The sequence below is a fragment of the Haematospirillum sp. 15-248 genome (genome assembly GCF_012102665.1).
Lineage (GTDB): Bacteria > Pseudomonadota > Alphaproteobacteria > Rhodospirillales > Rhodospirillaceae > Haematospirillum.
Genome location: NZ_JAAVTF010000008.1, coordinates 23,106 through 42,879, shown reverse-complemented (window position 1 = coordinate 42,879; position 19,774 = coordinate 23,106). Strand labels below are relative to the sequence as shown.

Below are 19,774 nucleotides of genomic sequence, written 5' to 3'. Positions count from 1 at the left end.
TTTGTTTTTATCGGGGGAGTTGGTTTGCCTTCCGGTAGGCCTCGCTGGCCTTGTGCAGGGCGGGTATTTCAGTGCCCGTTCCATGCGCGGGGATTCCCGATTGTAGCAGGCTGACCGGTACAGGAGGCGTTGTGGGCAAGGATACAAGGCCCTGGGCTTCAAGGGCTTTGCGCTGCTGGGCCTTGTTGTCTCCCTTGTCTCCATTATTGTCTTCGTGCTTTGTGGCTGACGTCTCTTTCTGGTCCGTGTTGTGTTGGGGTATGGTTTGCCGTTCTGGTGTTGGTGCAAGGTGTGATGATTCGCGTACCAATTGCTCCAGGGCCGTCATGGAGGAAACCTCACCCATCGGTCGGATGGTCGATGCCGGAATCCGTGATGGTGTAATCGGTCTGGATGCTTTTGGCATGACGGCTGTGGCTGGATGGGCAGGAAACATGCGCAGGGGGGTGATGATTGCGGTTGCATCGGCTGCGGCCATTGATGGTTCGGTGACGGTTTGTGTTGCTGCAGGCTCCGGGATTGGGGTGGATGAAGAGACCGCTTCATTTCCTGCCTCGGCCGGGGGTACAGTCTCTTCCGTGACAGATGCAACCCGGGTCTCTGCTTTCTTCTTGTTCCTGATGGCGTTTTGCCCCGCATCTTCGCCATTGAACATGGCTACGACGTGTTCATCGATCGGGGCACCTGTAATTTCTTCTACCCCGACATCAAGGGCGGCAAGACCAAGCCCGATCGGGCCGAAGAACAAGGCCCCACCGGCCAGTTTTGCTTCACCCCGAATTGTATCTCCGGTCAATTCCCGGTAAAGACTTCCAACAATTGGTATGTGCTGCAGCGGATTCACGACGTCCAGGAAATCCCAGAAAGACAGAGGATTCTCGTCCGTCTCGGCTGAGGCGCTTGTGGCGACAGTTCCCCCCCCGGGTTCCATGCTGATACCCGGCAGATAGGGGGCGTTGTTCCATCCTTCATACGGACTGACGGGCATGGTCCTGTTTGCCTTGTCCTGACAGTATTCTGCCCTTGGGCAATGCAACGATTATGCCATTTTGCTCAGATCGCCTTGCCGCGCGGCGTCGCGTCGTGGACTGTTCGTGTCAGTCGGCAAAATGTGCCGCCCGGTTCTAGAGGATGTGCCCACCTTTTTCGGCTTTGGTTCGCAGATAGGACAGGTTGTGCACGTTGCTGGCAAAGACATGGGCCACACGTTCATCAATACGGATGCCATGACGGGCCAGTGCGGCAACCTTGTCGGGATTGTTTGTCAACAGGCGAACACGGCTGAAGCCCAGTTGCAGAAGCATTTCGGCGGCAGGCAGGAACAGGCGCTCATCATCATGGAATCCCAGCTGCCCGTTGGCATCCATGGTGTCAAACCCACGGTCCTGCAAATGATAGGCACGCAGCTTGTTGACCAGGCCAATACCCCGGCCTTCCTGTGCCAGGTACAGAAGAACCCCGCTCCCCTCGCGGGCGATAACATCGATAGCCCCGCGCAGTTGGTCGCCACAGTCACAACGCAGCGACCCCAGCAGATCTCCGGTGAAACATTCCGAGTGCAGACGGACCAGTACTGGTTGCTCCGGATCCGGGTTTCCTATGATGATGGCCAGATGCTCGATTCCACCATCAGCCGGGCGGAAGGCTACGATACGGGTGTTCTCGGCACCCTGCAGCGGAACCCGGGCATCCCCGACCGGGCGCAGACTACGGGCTGCTGTCGGCAGGTAGGACAGGATGTGGGCACTATCAACGGTCAGAAGGTCGCGCTCGGCAGCCCAGTGTCGTATGTCAGTATGCCCGGGCAGAGATGTGGCCACCACGACAGGCAGCAGGCGTGCAATCTTGGCCAGAAGGACGGCAGCGTGTTCCAGACCTTCCGGGGCACCTGGACGCATGGAGTCCGCAGTACATGCCATTGTCGGCCCGGTACGGTCTGTTCCGTGTACGGGATCACCAAGCATGGTCACCTGATCGACCGTAAGAGGGACGGGGGGCCGGAACGCTATGACCGGCGCGTCTGTTGCCTCGTATCCAAGAGCTTCTGCCCGCCGGCCTGTCATCAGAAGAGCTGGCGCTGTGTTTGTCAGATGACCAAAGCGTTCCAGGCTTTCTTCTGTAAGGGTTTCGGCTGACTGGATCAGCAGACCCTTCCCCGTAAGGTCTGTCAGGACAACAGTGCCACCACGCCGGAATTCGGCAACAACACGATCCACCGCTACAAGGGCAGATGGTGGTGGGGAGCTGGCGGGTGGGACGGGTCTGGTCATGCTGGAATGTCGGAATCCTGACTATCGGGTCCGGTCATGGATGACCCGGTTCGTAGAAGAAAGTGTCACGGGCTTGGCGTCCGCGCTTCCCGATGGTAGATAGGACAGTATTGGCGTTGTGAAAAGACAGTGTTTTTGCACTGGCGGGAATTTTTCCCCGGTTACCCCCGTATTTGTAGCGTGTTGTCTTGAGGCAGAGGAGTGTCCGCCCATGGCCGATGGCCGTTTTATACTCCTTGTTGATGATGATGTGGTTCTGCGGCGCACTCTTGCGATGCAGCTTCAGGACCAGGACGATATTGCCACTGTAACCGAAGCGGCTTCAGGGGGTGAGGCGATCTGTGCCGCGACATCCTCCCCCGTTCCGCTGGATCTTATTTTGCTGGACCTGGGCCTTCCGGATATGGACGGGCGTGATGTCTGTCGCCAGTTGAGGGCAGAAGGTGTGCGCTGCCCCATTATTATGCTGACAAGTCTTGATAGTGAATACGACACGGTAACGGGCCTGGAAGCCGGAGCCAACGACTACGTGACCAAGCCGTTCCGTATGGCTGTGTTGCTGGCCCGTCTCAGGGCGCATATGCGTCAGCACCGTCAGTCTGATGATGCTGTGTTTGCTGTTGGCCCTTATCGTTTTGTGCCTGCGTCAAAGATGTTGGAAGAAGCTTCAGGGCGGAAGATTCGCCTGACAGAAAAAGAAGCTGCAATCCTCAAATATCTATACCGGCAGGGGCGGGCGGTGGACCGGGAAACCCTGCTGCATGAGGTGTGGGGATATAATGCCGCTGTCAGTACTCATACGCTTGAGACTCATATCTACCGGCTGCGTCAAAAGATTGAACCTGTCAGCGGCGAGACAACCCTGTTACTGACCGAAGAAGGGGGATATCGGCTCAGTCCCTGATATTCCGCTATTTTTCAGGATCCAGGCCCCTTGTGATGGCCTTGTTTGTGACAGCGTGCCTGCGCTGTCTTCGTCCTTGATGGATGGCCCCGTAAACTGGGGGCATGATGATGCCCCTGCTGATTCTGCCCCGCATCCTGCAATGGCGGCTGTTCCTGTCCTGGCTCTTCCTGCTTTGGGAACGTCTGTGGCAGGCCTTGTGGATACCCTGGTCTGTCGTTCTCGGATTTATCGCCCTGTCCCTTCTGGGGGGAATACCGGTTTCCGGAACCGGTTGGCACTTGGTGTCGTTCATCCTGTTTTTGGTCATTCTGGCGTTTGCTCTATGGTACGGACTGTCCAGTTTTTGCTGTCCAGACATATGGGATGCTTTGCATCGCCTGGAGCGTGGGCATACCGCCCGGCCTCTGACTGCCCTGTGTGATCGCCCGTTTGTTGTGCTTGATCCTGCAACACATGAACTCTGGCAGAGGCATCACCGGCAGATGCTGTTTGAAGCCGGGTTCTTGCAGGTATCCTGGCCTGCCCCCCATATCGCTGACCGTGATCCGCTTGCTGTCCGGGCGGTTCCTGTCCTGGCCCTGGCGGTTGGTCTGTTTGTCTCTGGCCACCAGTTCGCAGACCGTCTGTCTGCGGCTCTGACACCATCCTTGACCGGATCCATGAGTGCCGAGATCTGGATAACCCCCCCGGAGTATACCCGGTTGCCCTCTGTTCGCCGGGTTATGGATGGGGGCAGGCTTGATGTTCCGGATGGAAGTTCCCTTCTGGTCCTGGTTCATGGCCCCGGTCTGCCGACCGGATATCTTGGTGATACCCCTGTTCCTTTTGAGGACAGTGGTCATGATACAGCGCGCATGACTGCTCTTGTAACGGATGATGCCGGATCTGGTGTTGAACTCCGGATACGGCGCGGGCTGTGGTATAGCGCCAGGCAGCAGCTGGCCATTATTCCGGATGCGCCGCCGTCTGTTGCAGGAGGACCCCTTGTCGCGGCCACGACACCGGATGGTCCGGACCCCCGTCTTTCATTGCATGTTGCTGCGTCTGATGACTACGGCGTGACAGAGGCCCGCCTTGAGTTGCGTCGTCCGGGGGAGCAGGAAAGGGATGTGGACTTTGTTTCCCGTTCCTATCCGCTTCCTGTTCCCGGTTTGCCTTCGCCCCATGTTGATACCGCCGTTCTGTTGGATCTTGCTGGGCACCCCTGGGCCGGTCAGGATGTTGAGGTCAGGGTGTTGGTTTCTGACGGGGCCAGCCACACAGCAGCTTCAGACTGGTATGCAACGCATTTGCCAGAGCGGCAGTTCACGCATCCGGTCGCGGCCCTTCTGGCGTCGGCCCGCAAGGTTCTTTTCACGGGGTCACCTGCACAGAAAGCAGAGGTCTGGAGACGCCTTGATGACTTGTCCCTCAGGCCGGATGATTTTGGTCATGATCCTGTAGTCTTTCTTGGGTTGCGGATTGCTGCGTTGCGTTTGTCACCTTCTTTTGCTGTGCATCCACCTGGGTCTGTGGCTGATCTTCTCTGGAACCTGGCTTTGCGGATAGAGGATGGCACCATCGACAATGCACGAACCCAGCTGGAACAAGCCAGGCTGGATCTTCTTAATGCGACAGGGGATCCCAAGGCGGTGGCGGATGCTATAAACGCGGTCCGTCGTGCCTTGGTATCCTTGTTACAGGATATCGTCGGTCGTGGTGGTGGATTGTCTCTGGATGAGCTTGATGCACTGGCGGACTCCCTTGGCCCAAATATTCAGGCCGGTGACCTTGCCCTGGAGAAAATGCTGGCTGAACTGGAAGAGCTGACCCGCCTGGGGGCACAGGATGCGGCACGTGCCCTGGCCGAGCATGTTGATGCTGTGCTCTCCGGATTACGGAATGCGCGCTTTTCGTCGGCATCCGGCGAGCTGCGGGACATGAGGGATATCATGACCGGGTTTGACCGTCTTGTCCGGGGCCAGGAGCAACTTCTGGAAGATACCTTTTCCACAATGGCAGAGGGGACAGCCCTGCCGTCTGTAGCACGCCATTCCGGGTTCTGGACTTTCCCTGCTGCAGAGTTGGCGGGGCGGCAGGAAAGCTTGCGTGGTCAGTTGCGGGCACTGGGCGGGCAGGTCGGTCGGAAAACCGGTTCGGTTCCGGAATGGTTCGGTGTTGCCGGGGATCATATGGATACGGCATCCCGTGCGCTGGGTGAATCCCGTCCTGATCTGGGACAGCAGGCTCAGGGGGAGGCATTGGATGCCCTGCGTCAGGCCCGTCGTGATGTTTCACAAACCATGATGCAGAACCTGGGGCAGACAATTGGCCTCTTGCCGGCTCCTGCGGGGGCAGGGGGGCTGGATCCGGCAGGACGTCCCGGTGAAGGCATGACCCTTCATGGTGAGAAGGTCCCGACCAAACCGGAACGCACCCGGGCGCGTGACCTTCTGCAGGAGCTGCGACGGCGTGCTGCCGAGGGCAATCTGGATCGTCAGGAGCAGGATTATCTACAGCGCCTGATCCGGATGTTCTGACGTCTCTCCGGGATCAGGCCAGGTGCGGGGCAAATGCGGCGCAGACTTGGCGATAGATAGCTTGCTTGAAGGGTACAACAAGGTCGGGGACATCGCGAAGCGGCACCCATCGCCAGTCTGAAAATTCCGGGTGTTCCGTATCCAGACAAATGTCACGGTCGTGTCCTGTGAAGCGCATCAGGAACCATTTCTGTTCCTGTCCCCGCCAGCGTCCTTTCCAGACCTTTCCGATCAGGTCATCGGGCAGGTCATAGCGGACCCACTCTTCCATCTCTGCAATGATTTCAGCCCTGTTGGTACCAATTTCTTCCTTCAATTCGCGCAGGGCTGCGTCCCGTGGGTCTTCACCGCGATCTATACCTCCCTGTGGCATTTGCCAGGCGTTTTGTTCCGTATCAAGGCGCCGTGCGACAAAAACCTCGTTGCGCTGGTTTACAAGCATGATGCCGGCACAGGGACGCCAGGGGAGATCTGTTTTCAGGGACGGGGTCATCAGTGGTCAACACCCTTCAGGGGGGAACAAAAGACGGACGACCCTATCAGCTTGCCGACGTGTTGACCACAGCGGTTGCGGGAACCAGCCGGGTTCCGTTGGTTGCCAGCCCCTTGTTCCAGGCCATCAGGCGTTCGAAGGTCAGGGGGGACGGGAACAGGACAACCAGCGCCGTGCCGCGTGTCTTGGCCATGTGGGCGGCATATTCAAGACGTGCATCGACAGAAGAACGCCAGGAACGGGCTTCTATGGTCAGGTCAGAGACCGCCACAGGGCCTGTGTCCTTGCGATAGCCTGACAAATTGCCCTTATTGTCAGGACTGTCTGTGGCAGGGGGCATGCCGGCCTGAATATACAGGATTCCGGATTTCCCCAAGGCATCGAGAATGGCCTGCATCGGCAGGCCCGAGCCGGTAAAGTGACCGGGACGTCCCAGAAGCCCGACGTATCCCCCTGCTTTGCCCATGACCATCTCAAGGCGCGTCAGGTTTTCGGACGGTGGCAGAGCTGTCAGCAGACCAAGGGGACCGGGGTCTGCCGAAGGAAAGGTCTGCTCTTCCATGGGGAGATCCAGCATGACCTCGTGCCCATAGGAGCGAGCCCGCTGCACCAGGTTCTCAAGCTGCGGGGCATAGGGGCTGAACGAGAGCGTAATGTCAGGCGGCAGTTTGGTGATGGCTGTTTCCGTCGCTTCCGGGTGTAGGCCAAGCCCCCCGATCACAACCCCGATCTTGGGTCCCTTGGTGTCGGGTGCAGGTCTGCGATAAACCTTCCACGGCATTTTTCCCTCGCTGCTGATCATGGGGAGGGAGCCGAAGCGGGATGTCCTGATCAGGCTTGGATCCGGTGCGGGTTCCAGTCCTTTCGGATCGCCCTTGTTTACCGGAATGGCCGCATAGCTTGGCATCGCCTGTCCTGGTTTGCGGGGTTCCGGAAGAACCGGGTCCCGGAATGGAGGCAGTCCGGCAATAACCGTAGTCTTTGCGGGCTCGGGTGCTTTTGGTGCAGCAGGAGGGGGCTGTGCTGTTTCAACAGCCGGTGCGGCGGCTGTTTCGTTCGGGGGTGGAGGTGTGGGTTCGGCTGGTTTATCGGCAGACTCAGTCTTTCCAGCCTCTGTTGTCTGTGCAGGGGGTGGGGGCGCAGCCTGATCTGTCGGCAGCGGTTGTGTTCCGTCCCCGGCCAGCCATGGACGTCGGTTCTTGGAGCGTTCTGCGGATGGATCCGATGCGCCCTCGGCCAGTTTTGGCTCTGGAAGCGGTTCCGGATTGGCTGGTGGAGGGGGAGGCATCATGAGGCTGATCTTGTCGCCCGATGCCATAGGCTCTGGCGCAGGGACAGCAACAGCTTCACCCTTTTCATTGATGACAACCAGCCCGGGGTCAACCTCCGGCGGAAGTGGTTTTGGCTGCATGAACCACCACAAAGCTCCACCTCCCCCGCCTAGAAGCAGTATGGCCAGAACGGACCCGACCAGGGCCTGCTTCCTCTGGCGATTGCGCCAGTCCTGCTCTGCCCTGTCCGGGCCAGACAGGACCGGTGGTAAATCAAAGTCATCCAGATCGGGGCCGCCACCTTCATCCTCAATGCCGGCGCCATCATCCATGCCTGCGGCTTCGTCGTCAGGCATCACGGCATCAGCTGGAGATGGACCAGGAGCCGCAGCAGAACCCGGTGCTGCTGCGGCTCCATCATCCCCGGATGTTTCCGGAGGGGGGAGATCAGCAACTTCCGAGGCAATCAGGGCCAGAAGGGCAGGGTTGTCAAGGGGATCAGCCCCTTCACCCGCTGTGTTGGCCTCATCCCCCTTGCTGCCCTTTTTTCCCTTTTTTTTCTTTTTTCCCTTACCCAGAATTTTGTCCAGAAGGCCAGGCTTCGGCTTCTTTTCCTCTTCGATACGCCGTACTTCTGACTCCGGTATTTCTTCCGGCTCCGGGCGAAATGGCAGATCCTCCTCGCCAGAACTGTCTGCCGATTCCTTTTTGCCGCCGAACAGCGATTTCAACGAAAACGCCACGCCATTCCCCAGAAGTCAGGACTCCGGGCAAGAGTAGCCCGACGTCAAACAGTAATCAGATAACCCCTAACGAAATCCTTACTGCCCGGCATTACAGGCTATTGGAGCCGTGTTTGTTTCTGACGTTCGAGTGCAACCCCTCTCAGGATATCCAGGGCCCGTGCCAGCTGCAGGTCTTCCTCGGGTTTGCCTTGGGCTACGCCGACGTGGGGAGCTGCCTGCCCTGCTTTCTCATCCGCCAGGTCCGGCTGTGATGTTGAGCGCTTGCTTCTGTTGACTTTCTCATCCGGGTTGCTGAGTGCATTGGGCAGGTCGGCCTCACTGCGGCTGCGCACCGGGTGGGAGCTGGCGTTGACCTCGATGTCAGGCTCGATCCCGACGGCCTGGATCGAACGGCCGGAGGGGGTAAAGTAACGCGCGGTTGTTAGACGCATGGCGCCGTGCCCGGCCAGCGGAATGACCGTCTGGACCGATCCCTTTCCGAAGCTGCGGGTTCCGACCACAATGGCCCTGTGATGGTCCTGCAGGGCCCCGGCAACGATTTCCGAGGATGAGGCAGAGCCATCATTGATCAGGACCACCATGGGAAGCCCCCCGGTCAGGTCGCCCTTCTGCGCATTATAGCGTTGGGTATCATCACTCCGGCGCGACCGGGTAGAGACAATTTCGCCGGAATCAAGGAAAGCATCCGATACGGCGATAGCCTGGTCAAAAAGACCGCCAGGGTTATTGCGAAGATCCAGCACAAAGCCACGGATTTTGTCAGGGCCGATATCCTTGTTAAGTTTCTCGATCCCATCCCGCATGGCATCAAATGTTTTTTCGTTGAAGGCTGTCAGGCGAATATAGCCAATATCACCTTCTGCCTTGGCGCGAGCCGAACGGATCTTGATAACATCACGAACCAGTTTGACCTCGAATGGGTCACGTCCTTCCCGGCGTATGGTCAGCACAATTTCACTGCCGGCCTTGCCGCGCATATGCTCGACAGCATCCTGAAGAGTCATGCCCAGGACCTGTTTGTCATCAAGGCGTATGATATAGTCACCCGGCTTCAACCCGGCCCGGAAGGCCGGTGTGTCATCAATGGGAGAGACAACCTTGACCAGGCCATTCTCCATCGACACCTCGATTCCCAAGCCGCCAAATTCCCCCCGTGTCTGGGTCTGCATGTCACGGAAGCTTTCGGCATTCAGATAGGACGAATGAGGATCAAGGCTGGTCAGCATACCGTTGATGGCGGATTCCACCAGCTGCTGGTCAGTGACATCCTCGACGTAATCGCGTCGTACACGTTCGAAGACGGTGCCGAACAGATCAAGCAGACGATAGGTTGATGCGTCGGCTTTAGCCTGTGCCTGCAACGAGGGGAAGACCAGTGTCACCCCCACAGGCAGGGACAGAACCAGGACGGCCAACGCCGCAATAAGGGACTTCCGCATCATCAGCCAGTTCTAACCTTTACGAGCAGAGAGCCAAGGGAGGGGGTTTACCGGTTGCCCATCCCGGCGTAATTCCACATAAAGCCGCGTACCGTCACCCGGCCCCATGATACCGACCGGTTCTCCCGAGCGCAGGCTCTGACCAACAACGGCATCGATACGGGACATACCGGACAGAAGGACATGATAGCCACCGCTATGCTCCATGATCAAGAGGAGCCCGTATCCCCTGAACGGTCCGGCAAAGGCAACTGTTCCTGTAGCCGGGGCAGTTACCTGTGCTCCGGGGCGTGTCCGGATGGTCACACCACGTGCACTCAGACCTTCTTCTGTTTCTTCGCCGTAGCGCATCACAATTTGTCCGCGCGCCGGCAAGGCCATTGTGCCGCGCTGACTTTCCAGTGACGGGCCGGGTTCAGGTGACGGTGCGGGCGGTTTTGGCATGGCCAGCCGGGCCAGCCGTTTTGTTTCCGCTTCCCGTTTGCGCCGGTCTTCCTCCAGTTTTGCCAGAAGATCTCTCAGATCCCCGGCATTCCGGGCCAGTTGCTCGGCGCGACTGGCGGCAGCCTTGCGCTCGGCTTCAGTGCTTTCGGCCAGTTTTGCCTTGCGTGCGTAGAGTGTTGCCAGTCGGGCATGTTGACGGTCCAGCTTGGTCAGTGCTGTGGCCAGTTCGGCGCGTCGGGTAGACAATTCACGCCGGATGGTCGACAGACCTGCAAGTTCTTTCCGCAGGGACCCCGCTTTTTTCTGGAGTTCGGGAATAACGGCGCGCAGCAGGATAGCGCTTCGAATCGTATCGTCATGGTGGCCGGGTTGCAGGACCAGAACTTCCGGTGGGCGTATGGCCAGACGTTCCAGGCCGCCCAGAACGGTTGCCATCTGGCTTTCGCGGTCTCCCAAGTGTGCCTGAAGGTCTTTCTCTTTCTGACCCAGGTCACGAACGCGCCGTTCCAGAGCCGAGAGCAGTTCTTCGTTGTCCTGTGCCGAACGGGCGGCGGCAACGATTTCTTCGCGCAGCGTTTCCAGTTCCTTTCCCAGTCCGCTGGCTTTTTCGCCCAACTGTTTTTCACGATCCCGGCTTTCCTGAAGCTGTTTTTCCAGCTTCTTCAGTTCTTTTTCGGATGCAGAAGGCGATGCAGCCCCGGTCGGCGGGGCTGTTGCGCACAGGACAGCAAAGACGAGCAGTATACGAAAAACCAGCATGACCTCCCGGACCGGGCTATGTCTCTCAGCCAAAAGCCACAGAGCCCCGTGTCGCGTTGGTTGCCTCCTGGTCAAGCAGGCAGCGTCCGGTCATGGCAGCGGGTTGGGGTAGCCCCATCAACGCAAGGACCGTGGGAGCCAGGTCGGACAGCCTGCCATCACGAAGCCGGGTCACAGCCTTTGGCCCGTTCACCAGGAGAGCGTGAACCTTGCCGACAGTATGCTGGGTATAAGGCTCTCCGGTTTCAGGATCTTTCATCAATTCTGCGTTACCGTGATCAGCCGTGACAATCATGGTTCCCCCGCTGTCACGGATGGCCTGCTCCAGGCGGCCCAGCCCGTCATCAACAGCTTCGGCAGCTTTGATGGCGGCTTCCAGGATACCTGTATGTCCCACCATGTCTCCATTGGCATAATTGACGACGATCAGGTCATAGCGTCCTGAACGGATGGCCTCTTCCAGATGACGTGTGACCTCCGGTGCAGACATTTCCGGCTGCAGGTCATAGGTGGCAACCTTGGGGCTGGGAACCAGGATACGGTCCTCACCGGGATACACGGTTTCTTCGCCCCCGTTGAGGAAGAACGTCACGTGGGCATATTTCTCCGTTTCGGCAATGCGGAGCTGTGCCAACCCGGCGCGCGAAATGACCTCCCCAAGGATGTCGGACAGGGGTTCGGGCGGGAACAGGGTATCCATGAAGGCGGTATGGGCCCTGGAATATTCGGTCATACCCAGTGCAGCCGAGAAAGCGGGGCCATTCCCGCGGCTGAAACCATCAAACCCCGGATCCAGAAGGGCCCGCGTTATCTCCCGTGCCCGGTCAGCCCGGAAATTGGCCACCAGAATCCCGTCGCCATCCTTCATGCCTGCATAGTTGCCCAGAACACACGGGCGCACAAACTCGTCACCGACAGCGGCGGCATACGATGCATCCAGCGCGGCGACAGCATTGGGAGCACGCTCGCCCTTTGCGTATACCATCGCGTCGTATGCCAGCTGTACACGGTCCCAGCGGTTGTCGCGGTCCATGGCGTAGTAACGCCCGCCCAGTGTTGCAAGGGAAAGGTTGGGGACGTCACGGGTTTTGGTCAGGAATGCTTCGATGAAACCGCGTGCGGAACGGGGTGGCGTATCCCTTCCATCCGTGAAAATGTGCAGGCAGACCTTCAGTCCTTCTGCTCCCAGTGTTGCGGCAAGGGCTGCCATGTGATCCTGATGGCTGTGCACACCGCCGGGAGAGAGAAGCCCCATCAGGTGAACGGTTCCACTCCCCTGGCGAACCTTGCTGACAAAGCGACCGAAAGACTCCATGTGGCCAAGGCCGTTGTCTGCAACACAGGCATCAATGCGGGGCAGATCCTGCATCACGATCCGCCCGGCACCAATGTTCATATGCCCGACTTCCGAGTTGCCCATCTGGCCGTCCGGCAGGCCAACATCAAGCCCCGAAGTTTCCAGAAGACTGCCGGGACATTCCGCCAGCATCCGGTCCCATACCGGCGTATGAGCCAGGGCGATGGCATTGTTGTCACGCTCGGGCCGGTACCCCCAGCCATCAAGGATGCATAGAACAACAGGACGGCCGGGGCGAGAGGGAGATGTCATGGCAGAAACTCGTACTTTCCGGATCAACTGAGGACACGCCGGGACTATAGGCCAAAGTGTGCAGAAAGCGAATATTCCTGAGACAATCTGTATTAAAGGATCAGGATGTTGCGCCGTCTGCCGGGGCCATTTGTGACTGGATATAGTTCTGTAGACCGACCTTTTCCAGAAGGGAAATCTGAGTCTCCAGATAGTCTATATGCTCTTCGGTGGCATCGAGGATTTCTTTCAGCTTCTCACGCGAAATGAAGTCACGCGCTTTCTCGCAGGCGACAATGGCATCCACAACATCGTTGCGGGCGCCGTGCTCCAGTTTCAGGTCATTTGCAAGAATCTCCGCAACATTCTCCCCGATCATCAACTTGCCCAAGTCCTGCAGGTTCGGAAGTCCTTCCAGAAAAAGGATCCGCTTTACCATCCAGTCGGCATGGTGCATTTCCTCCACCGACTCCTGGTACTCATGCTGCCCCAGGCGCTCCAGCCCCTGGTCCTGTAGCATGCGTGCGTGAAGGAAGTACTGGTTGATGGCTGTCAGTTCGTTTCTCAAGACCTTGTTCAGGTGCTTGATGATCTCTTTGTCGCCCTTCATGGTGCTCTCCACAGCAAAGATTCCCGTCGCCGCGAATACTACTGCCGGAGAACATGTTTTTCCAGTTTTTGGAATAACTTGAGAAGCGTTCTCATGATGCCCTTGGCATCGGCGTTTGTTGCTTTCCTTCGTCCAGGATCACTCTCATGCAGTCTATGCACTTGCCGCACCGGGGTTGCAGCCCGTGTGCGCGGAAGACCTGGGAGGGGGTTCTGGCACCTGAATCCCGTGCGGTCCGCACATCGCGACATTTCAGGTCATTACAAAGGCACACATACATGAATGGGACGCTCCATACCCATTAACCAACTGATCTCAGGACAATCCGCAATGGATATCGGGAAAACCGCCTGCCTGGAATCTAATGCAATCCATTATCATCCTCAAGTGCAACATGCGTTTATCTGGCGCCTTGGTCACATTGTCGGGGTGGCCGGTTTTTCTGCGTTGTATCCGGGTTCCGGTCCTGCCCTTCGCTTCTTGCAGGGAGCCGATGTCGGGAATGTCGGGAGAGAGCGACACATCGGCAGGAGAGGCAACAGGCAGGGGCCGGAACCCGGGGTACAGGAGACGGGTTGATAATCACCCGGTTCAGCAATCCAGATCAGCCCTTCCAAACCCGCACCGGTCCGCACCACATGGGCCCATCTGAATCGTGAACGAGGTGACTGTATCGTTCCTTGTCGATAAATGCAATTGCAAATCGTTTGCAATTTTTCAGGGCCAAAATTACACTGCGTGCATTGGTTGGGTATCCGCTCAGAGTCCGGGATCAGGGATATCCCGGCCCGTTCGGGGGACGCGAATATGGTTATATGCAGGGGGCTTGATCCCCGTACACTGGGAACATTGATGGTGGCACTGGCGGAACGGCGTCGTGGGTCTGACGAAAGCATTCCCGATGATCAGTCTTGTGTTGCACCACAGACACGCTCGTCTCCAGATCATTCGTCCTTCCGGAATACCTTGCCTCAGGCTTGATGCTCCGTTACCTGTGAAGTCAATTCTTGGCTGCTATACAGGCAACGTGGAGTTTCCGGCTTTGACCCTGCTGTTTTTTAGGCGCTGTATTCTGGTTGCTGCTTTTCTGGTTTTCATGTGCCCTGCCTTGGCTGCTGCTTCCTCGTCCGGTGTGGTTCCCTACCGTCCGAATGCGGAAGAAACGGCACTCCTGAAGCGAGCCGAGGAGACGCTCGGGACTGTACGCACGATGCAGGCCCGCTTTCTTCAAATCAGCAGTGATGGATCTTCCAGTGAGGGCACCGTGTCCATTCAGCGACCGGGCAAGATGAACCTTACCTATGACCCACCGTCAAAGATCAAGGTTGTCGCGGACGGGACGTGGCTGGTCTTTATTGATAATGCTGTGGGGCAGGTCAGCAATCTTCCCCTTGATTCAACGCCGGCTGGCATTTTGCTGCGCAAGAATCCGCGTTTCTCTGATCCTGATATTGTTCTGAAAGATATACGCCGTGCTGCCGGTGTTGCGGAGATCGAGCTGGTGATGGCGGATGATCCTGCTGCTGGGTCCTTGATGCTGGTCTTTACTGAACACCCCTTCGAGCTGCGCCAGTGGCGGGTTCGTGATGCCCGCGATCTGGAAACAGCGGTGTCCTTGTTTTCCGTACGCACGGGGTTGTCTTTTGACCAAGGCCTGTTTTCCTGGAGCAATTTGCCAGCACGATACAGGTGATATTTCAATGCACTGCATGCCTATTGTTGGTGTGCCATGCAAATTGCAGGGGTCTGTTATGCGACACCGATGCTGGTGTTGCTGCGGGCTATGCCATAGATCCTTTCGTCACGGACAGGGCGCAACTTGTGCCCGTCCTTCCCCCCGGAAGGTGGCCTCCCCTGCCCCTTCCGAGCTCCTTTACAGGAGCAGAGCGCCCGGTTCCCCCCTGACCGGGCGCTCACCCCTCCCCAAAAATATAGATCCTGTTGTCTACCGCATCGTACGGCTTTAATGTCCTTGCGTACGGCGCGTCTTGGCGTCCTGCTTCAGGTAAGGAAAGTGCGGTGGGTTTTGTCATTCCGGAATGTCCTCCCTCGTCTGTTGCTGTGCATGGAACAAGCGACCGCTTTCCGGTTCGCCGTATTTTCTGTGTCGGGAGCAATTATGCCGCCCATGCCCGTGAGATGGGGCGTGACCCAGCCGCAGAGGCACCATTTTTCTTCTCAAAACCAGCTGATGCGGTCTGTGAAAGCGGGTCTTCCATTCCATTTCCGTCTGTCACCTCCAACCTTCATCACGAGGTCGAGCTGGTTCTTGCCCTGAAGGCCGGAGGTGAGAATCTTGATGAACAAGCTGCCGGGGCATGCTTGTTCGGGTGCGCTGTCGGTCTTGACCTGACGCGACGGGATCTACAGGCTGAAGCCAAGAGTATGGGGCGCCCTTGGGATATGGCCAAGGGATTTGACTTGTCCGCCCCTGTGGGAACCATCATGCCCATGGAAACGGCGCCATTGCGCGGTTCTATACAGCTGGCTGTCAATGGCCGTGTTCGTCAGGACGGGAAGCTGGAAGACATGATTCTGGGGCCGGTTGGCATTCTGGTTCATCTGTCGCGCCTGGTCCGTCTTTCTCCCGGGGATTTGATCTTTACCGGTACGCCCCAAGGTGTCGCCGCCTTGCAGCCCGGTGATACGGTGCATGCGAGCATAGAGGGGCTTCCGGCGCTTGAGATTACGCTGGCTTCCCGCTGATCACCTAGACCGGCAGACCGCGCATCAGGCGGGGCAGATCACCAACTTCGCCCATGGCATGGCGCATGAAGAAACGACGGAGACCCGGCATCTGGTTCACGGCGGCCAGTCCCATGGTACGGGCCAGTCGAAGCGGGGCGTTGTCATTGGAGAACAGCCGCACCAGGGCGTCGGTCATGCCCAGCATCAGGACATTATCGAAACGGCGCCAGCGTTGATAGGACTCAAGGACAGTGCCGGTTCCGACATCCAGCCCAAGCCTGCGGGCCTTGACAATCTCTTCCACCAGGGCGGCGACGTCCCGCAGGCCAAAGTTCATGCCCTGCCCGGCAACCGGGTGCATGCCGTGGGCTGCATCGCCAACCAGAACCAGCCTCCGGTCTGTATAGCGAAGGGCGTGTTGCAGGGATAGCGGGTAGGAGAACCGGGGACTGACAACATCAATCTCCCCCAGGAAGGGGCCAAAGCGCTGGACCAGCTCCTCCTGGAATGCGTCATCAGGCAAAGCGAGAAGGCTTTTGGCTGTTGTACTGCTCTCGGTCCAGACGAGTGAGGAATGATACCCACCCACCAACGGCAGGATGGCAAATGGGCCTGCGGGAAGGAAACGTTCGTGCGCAATGCCACGATGATGCTTCTCATGGCGCACCGTCAGTACAATACCGGTCTGATGATAGGGAAGGCCCTGTGCAACAGGTATGCCGGCCATATCCCGGATCCGGCTGTTGCGCCCGTCGGCCGCCACCAGCAGCGATGTCCGGATAACGCGACCGTCATCCAGCTTGACCAGAACGGTGTCTATGCTCCGGCTGGTTTCCACAACACGGGCCGGTGCAGCCAATGTTGCCAGTTTCAGCTCTTTCAGGCGGGCCAGAACAGCCTGACGGATGACCGTGTTTCCTGCCATATAGCCCATGGGGCTTCCGATCTCGCGGTGATCATAGTGCAGGTGCAAGGGGCTGTTGCTGTCCGTGACCCTGATATCCAGTATGGGCTGTACGGACTCACGCATATGTTTCCAGATGCCGACGGTGTCCAGAACTTTCTGGCAAGCCAGTGCAATGGCAGAGCAGCGACCATCCTGTGTGGGGGCTGTCAGCGTGGCGGGTTGCTCGGTATCAACACACAGGACCGGTATGCCGTGTGTGGCCAGTGCACACGCCAGCGTTCCACCAACCAGTCCTCCCCCGACCACAACAACGTCTGCTTTCAGGGTGGTATCGGAAAGGACAGTTGTGTTCATGGGGACTCTCCGCCGGGCAGGGTATTCTTGGTGCGGACTCTGTCGGCAACTGGCTGCGTTGTCCAGAGAAACCGGTTGTCCTTCGGCCCTGTGGACAGGACGCCTCTATCCTGCTTCATCATGTGGGGGAGGAAGAAGAACCTCGCGCTTTCCGACGTGATTGGCCCGCGACACCATGCCTTCCTTTTCCATTTGTTCAATGATGCGGGCGGCACGGTTATAACCGATCTGCAGGTGGCGCTGGATGAAGCTGGTTGATGCCTTCCGTTCCCGTGCGACCAGGGCAACCGCTTGGTCAAATAATCCACCCGGGCTGTCGCTTCCCGCGTCCAGGCCCTCCGTTCCCGGAAGAGCCTGGGTTTCCGTTGTGTCCTCAAGGATGGCCCCTACATAATCCGGTGTTCCTTGGGCACGCAGGAACGTGGCGACCTCTTCTACCTCGGCATCCGATACAAAGGGTCCATGTACACGGGTGATCCGTCCGCCTGCTGCCATGTATAGCATATCGCCTTGGCCCAGAAGCTGTTCAGCGCCTTGTTCGCCCAGAATGGTGCGGCTGTCGATCTTGCTGGTGACCTGGAATGAAATGCGGGTAGGGAAATTGGCCTTGATGGTGCCGGTGATCACATCGACGCTGGGGCGCTGGGTGGCCATGATCAGATGGATCCCTGCTGCTCTGGCCATCTGGGCAAGGCGCTGGATGGCCGCTTCCACATCCTTGCCTGCAACCAGCATCAGATCGGCCATTTCGTCGACAATCACTACGATGTAGGGGAGAGGCGTGGTGTCCAGCTGCTGTTCCTCGAAAACAGGTTTGCCGGTCTCGGGGTCAAAGCCGGTCTGAACCGTTCGTGTCAGAGGCTCGCCACGGGTGCTGCCCTCGCGCAGTTTCTGGTTATAGCCCCCGATATTGCGGACACCCATCTGACTCATGGCACGGTAGCGGGTTTCCATTTCACGCACGGCCCATTTCAGGGCAACCACAGCTTTCCCGGGGTCGGTTACAACCGGGGACAGAAGGTGTGGAATACCATCATAGACAGACAGCTCCAGCATCTTGGGATCTATCATGATGAAGCGCACCTGGTCCGGGGTCATCCGGAACAGCAGGGAGCAGATCATGGTGTTGACAGCCACTGATTTTCCGGACCCCGTTGTTCCTGCGATCAACAGGTGTGGCATCCGGGACAGGTCAACCTGTACCGGGCTTCCGCCGATATCGCGGCCCAGCGCCAGGATCAGGCCCTCTGGATGTTCATTGAAGCTGTCATCGGACAGGAGGGCCCGGAAGCTGACCATTTCACGTGTACCGTTGGGTAGCTCGATCCCGATTGTGGACTGCCCCGGTACAACAGCGATGCGTACACTCAATGCACTCATCGACCGGGCGATATCATCTGCCAGACTGATCACCCGGCTTGTCTTGGTTCCCGGTGCGGGATCAAGGGCATACAGCGTGACAACCGGGCCGGGGCGAATTTCCACAATGCGCCCGTTGACACCAAAGTCCTGCAGGACACTTTCCAGAAGACGTGCGTTGGTGGACAGGAGGCGGTCATCCTGAAGGGCACCTTGCAAGGCAACAGGCAGGGACAGGAGATCAAGGGGCGGGATCTGGAAGCCTTGGTTCCGGGCAGGAGCCAAGTCATGGATATGTTGGGGGGGGCGGGCTCGTGCCTGAACGTGTGGTGCGCTTTTTGTTGTTGTCGGAGGCACAATGGTGATCGTATCTCCCTCGTACTCCGTTGTTTGTTCCAGTGGCACCACAGGATCCGGAGTGTGTGATGGTCCCGGAACAGGCTCCATCCGGGGTTCTATTCTTGTGTACGGATCGGCACCCCGGCGCTGGGCGGGTCCCTCAGAGGAGTGATGCCATGCAAGAAGGCTTTCCTCGTTTGTATCTTCGTACCCTCTATCCTTGGCAGGGAACGGGCGCCAGCTGACAACAGCTTGTATGGCTCGACCCGTTTGACGGCCGGCGGTAGACAGGGCTTTTGCTACAGCCCGAAATTCCCGCCAGCGCAGCATGGAGGTCCACAGGACCAGGGCTGTACCGGCCAGGCCGCACAACAGGACCACAACCCACATCAGGGAGACGGATCCTGTACCGGTCATCAGGCCTTGATGTGCGCCGTCCAGCAACAGTGATCCAGTCAGGCCGCCTGTTCCGGTTGGAGCTGTCCATGAATCAGGTCGTGGCAGCCAGGCGGGAACAATGCTGATCATCATTGATCCTGGTATGCACAGGACCAAGCGTAGCCAGCCCCATGTAATATGCCCGGCCAGAATCATGCGGATGCCCCAGGCAGACAGCATCAGGACCGGCAGGGCAGAGGCCATACCCAGCCCCTGTATCATGGCATCGGCAAACAGTGAGCCCGGTTTTCCCAGTGCGTTGTTGACCAGATGAGGTCCGGCTGTGTTCAGGGATGGATCTGTTGGAGCATACGTGGCCAGTGCCGTTCCAAGGGCAAAGGACCCTGCAAGCAGCATCAGGCCACCAAGGCGACGCCCGATCCGGGCCAATGCCTGCCGGGCCCCGGAAGACAGGAGGCTGTTGTTGTCTGCTTGGGCGCGGGCCATGAGGGAAGAATTCCTTGTACAGCAGGGCAAAAACTACACAACAGGGACAGAGTGCTTCTGCCTTTCGATGACCACGAATCCAGGCAATCAGGCACCCGTGTTGCCGCAGATAGCGGCGTCGCATGTTACTCTCTTCCGGTCGTGGAGGGGAAGCACACGGACGCATGTTTCCTGCCATAGGGACGGTATGGATGGC

General features: G+C 58.3%; 16 protein-coding genes. 5 read left to right on the top strand and 11 right to left on the bottom strand.

The window, feature by feature from the left end:
- Positions 1-7: 7 nt before the first annotated feature.
- Together HEQ72_RS08020 and ribA are read right to left on the bottom strand one after the other, a co-directional pair.
- Positions 8-988, bottom strand: coding sequence for a hypothetical protein (locus HEQ72_RS08020; RefSeq protein ID WP_168020833.1), 981 nt, complete (start codon positions 986-988; stop codon positions 8-10).
- A 136-nt stretch (positions 989-1,124) separates the two neighbouring features.
- Positions 1,125-2,270: a GTP cyclohydrolase II gene (gene ribA, locus HEQ72_RS08015; protein WP_168023075.1), complete on the bottom strand. Its 1,146-nt coding sequence runs from the start codon at positions 2,268-2,270 to the stop codon at positions 1,125-1,127.
- A 211-nt stretch (positions 2,271-2,481) separates the two neighbouring features.
- Between ribA and HEQ72_RS08010 the strand changes: the two genes are divergently transcribed.
- Together HEQ72_RS08010 and HEQ72_RS08005 are read left to right on the top strand one after the other, a co-directional pair.
- On the top strand, positions 2,482-3,174 hold the full coding sequence (locus tag HEQ72_RS08010; protein ID WP_168020835.1) for a response regulator transcription factor: 693 nt from the start codon (positions 2,482-2,484) through the stop codon (positions 3,172-3,174).
- 104 nt (positions 3,175-3,278) lie between these two features.
- Positions 3,279-5,696 (top strand): DUF4175 domain-containing protein, encoded by a 2,418-nt coding sequence (locus HEQ72_RS08005; protein WP_168023074.1) that lies wholly within the window; start codon positions 3,279-3,281, stop codon positions 5,694-5,696.
- A 13-nt stretch (positions 5,697-5,709) separates the two neighbouring features.
- Here HEQ72_RS08005 and HEQ72_RS08000 read toward each other — a convergent pair whose 3' ends face one another.
- The 7 genes from HEQ72_RS08000 to HEQ72_RS07970 all read right to left on the bottom strand — a co-directional run bounded on the left by HEQ72_RS08000 (position 5,710) and on the right by HEQ72_RS07970 (position 13,326).
- Positions 5,710-6,189 (bottom strand): RNA pyrophosphohydrolase, encoded by a 480-nt coding sequence (locus HEQ72_RS08000; protein ID WP_168023073.1) that lies wholly within the window; start codon positions 6,187-6,189, stop codon positions 5,710-5,712.
- Between the two features lie 46 nt (positions 6,190-6,235).
- Positions 6,236-8,203, bottom strand: a complete 1,968-nt coding sequence (locus HEQ72_RS11750; RefSeq protein ID WP_168023072.1) for a divergent polysaccharide deacetylase family protein — start codon at positions 8,201-8,203, stop codon at positions 6,236-6,238.
- A 98-nt stretch (positions 8,204-8,301) separates the two neighbouring features.
- Positions 8,302-9,648: a S41 family peptidase gene (locus HEQ72_RS07990; protein WP_168020839.1), complete on the bottom strand. Its 1,347-nt coding sequence runs from the start codon at positions 9,646-9,648 to the stop codon at positions 8,302-8,304.
- 9 nt (positions 9,649-9,657) lie between these two features.
- Complete coding sequence (locus tag HEQ72_RS07985) at positions 9,658-10,848, bottom strand: murein hydrolase activator EnvC family protein (RefSeq protein WP_168020840.1); 1,191 nt, start codon at positions 10,846-10,848, stop codon at positions 9,658-9,660.
- A 25-nt stretch (positions 10,849-10,873) separates the two neighbouring features.
- Positions 10,874-12,457 carry a 2,3-bisphosphoglycerate-independent phosphoglycerate mutase gene (gene gpmI, locus HEQ72_RS07980; RefSeq protein WP_168020841.1) on the bottom strand — a complete coding sequence of 528 codons (1,584 nt, stop codon included), beginning with the start codon at positions 12,455-12,457 and terminating at the stop codon, positions 10,874-10,876.
- A gap of 100 nt (positions 12,458-12,557) precedes the next feature.
- Positions 12,558-13,046 (bottom strand): bacterioferritin, encoded by a 489-nt coding sequence (gene bfr, locus HEQ72_RS07975; protein ID WP_168020842.1) that lies wholly within the window; start codon positions 13,044-13,046, stop codon positions 12,558-12,560.
- Between the two features lie 91 nt (positions 13,047-13,137).
- Positions 13,138-13,326, bottom strand: coding sequence for a bacterioferritin-associated ferredoxin (locus tag HEQ72_RS07970; RefSeq protein ID WP_168020843.1), 189 nt, complete (start codon positions 13,324-13,326; stop codon positions 13,138-13,140).
- A gap of 527 nt (positions 13,327-13,853) precedes the next feature.
- Between HEQ72_RS07970 and HEQ72_RS07965 the strand changes: the two genes are divergently transcribed.
- From HEQ72_RS07965 to HEQ72_RS07955, 3 genes are all read left to right on the top strand, one after another.
- Positions 13,854-14,027, top strand: a complete 174-nt coding sequence (locus HEQ72_RS07965) for a hypothetical protein (RefSeq protein WP_168023071.1) — start codon at positions 13,854-13,856, stop codon at positions 14,025-14,027.
- A gap of 61 nt (positions 14,028-14,088) precedes the next feature.
- Positions 14,089-14,739: a LolA family protein gene (locus tag HEQ72_RS07960; protein ID WP_168023070.1), complete on the top strand. Its 651-nt coding sequence runs from the start codon at positions 14,089-14,091 to the stop codon at positions 14,737-14,739.
- Between the two features lie 326 nt (positions 14,740-15,065).
- Complete coding sequence (locus HEQ72_RS07955; protein ID WP_168020846.1) at positions 15,066-15,752, top strand: fumarylacetoacetate hydrolase family protein; 687 nt, start codon at positions 15,066-15,068, stop codon at positions 15,750-15,752.
- A 4-nt stretch (positions 15,753-15,756) separates the two neighbouring features.
- Here HEQ72_RS07955 and HEQ72_RS07950 read toward each other — a convergent pair whose 3' ends face one another.
- Positions 15,757-16,995: a UbiH/UbiF/VisC/COQ6 family ubiquinone biosynthesis hydroxylase gene (locus tag HEQ72_RS07950; protein WP_168023069.1), complete on the bottom strand. Its 1,239-nt coding sequence runs from the start codon at positions 16,993-16,995 to the stop codon at positions 15,757-15,759.
- A 105-nt stretch (positions 16,996-17,100) separates the two neighbouring features.
- Positions 17,101-19,578 carry a DNA translocase FtsK gene (locus HEQ72_RS07945; protein ID WP_168023068.1) on the bottom strand — a complete coding sequence of 826 codons (2,478 nt, stop codon included), beginning with the start codon at positions 19,576-19,578 and terminating at the stop codon, positions 17,101-17,103.
- Between the last annotated feature and the right edge of the window lie 196 nt (positions 19,579-19,774).

Coding starts and splice junctions, on each gene's coding strand:
- HEQ72_RS08020 (WP_168020833.1), bottom strand. CDS start 988: ATGCCCGTCAGTCCGTATGAAGGATGGAACAACGCCCCCTATCTGCCG.
- ribA (WP_168023075.1), bottom strand. CDS start 2,270: ATGACCAGACCCGTCCCACCCGCCAGCTCCCCACCACCATCTGCCCTT.
- HEQ72_RS08010 (WP_168020835.1), top strand. CDS start 2,482: ATGGCCGATGGCCGTTTTATACTCCTTGTTGATGATGATGTGGTTCTG.
- HEQ72_RS08005 (WP_168023074.1), top strand. CDS start 3,279: ATGATGATGCCCCTGCTGATTCTGCCCCGCATCCTGCAATGGCGGCTG.
- HEQ72_RS08000 (WP_168023073.1), bottom strand. CDS start 6,189: ATGACCCCGTCCCTGAAAACAGATCTCCCCTGGCGTCCCTGTGCCGGC.
- HEQ72_RS07990 (WP_168020839.1), bottom strand. CDS start 9,648: ATGATGCGGAAGTCCCTTATTGCGGCGTTGGCCGTCCTGGTTCTGTCC.
- HEQ72_RS07985 (WP_168020840.1), bottom strand. CDS start 10,848: ATGCTGGTTTTTCGTATACTGCTCGTCTTTGCTGTCCTGTGCGCAACA.
- gpmI (WP_168020841.1), bottom strand. CDS start 12,457: ATGACATCTCCCTCTCGCCCCGGCCGTCCTGTTGTTCTATGCATCCTT.
- bfr (WP_168020842.1), bottom strand. CDS start 13,046: ATGAAGGGCGACAAAGAGATCATCAAGCACCTGAACAAGGTCTTGAGA.
- HEQ72_RS07970 (WP_168020843.1), bottom strand. CDS start 13,326: ATGTATGTGTGCCTTTGTAATGACCTGAAATGTCGCGATGTGCGGACC.
- HEQ72_RS07965 (WP_168023071.1), top strand. CDS start 13,854: ATGGTTATATGCAGGGGGCTTGATCCCCGTACACTGGGAACATTGATG.
- HEQ72_RS07950 (WP_168023069.1), bottom strand. CDS start 16,995: ATGAACACAACTGTCCTTTCCGATACCACCCTGAAAGCAGACGTTGTT.
- HEQ72_RS07945 (WP_168023068.1), bottom strand. CDS start 19,578: ATGGCCCGCGCCCAAGCAGACAACAACAGCCTCCTGTCTTCCGGGGCC.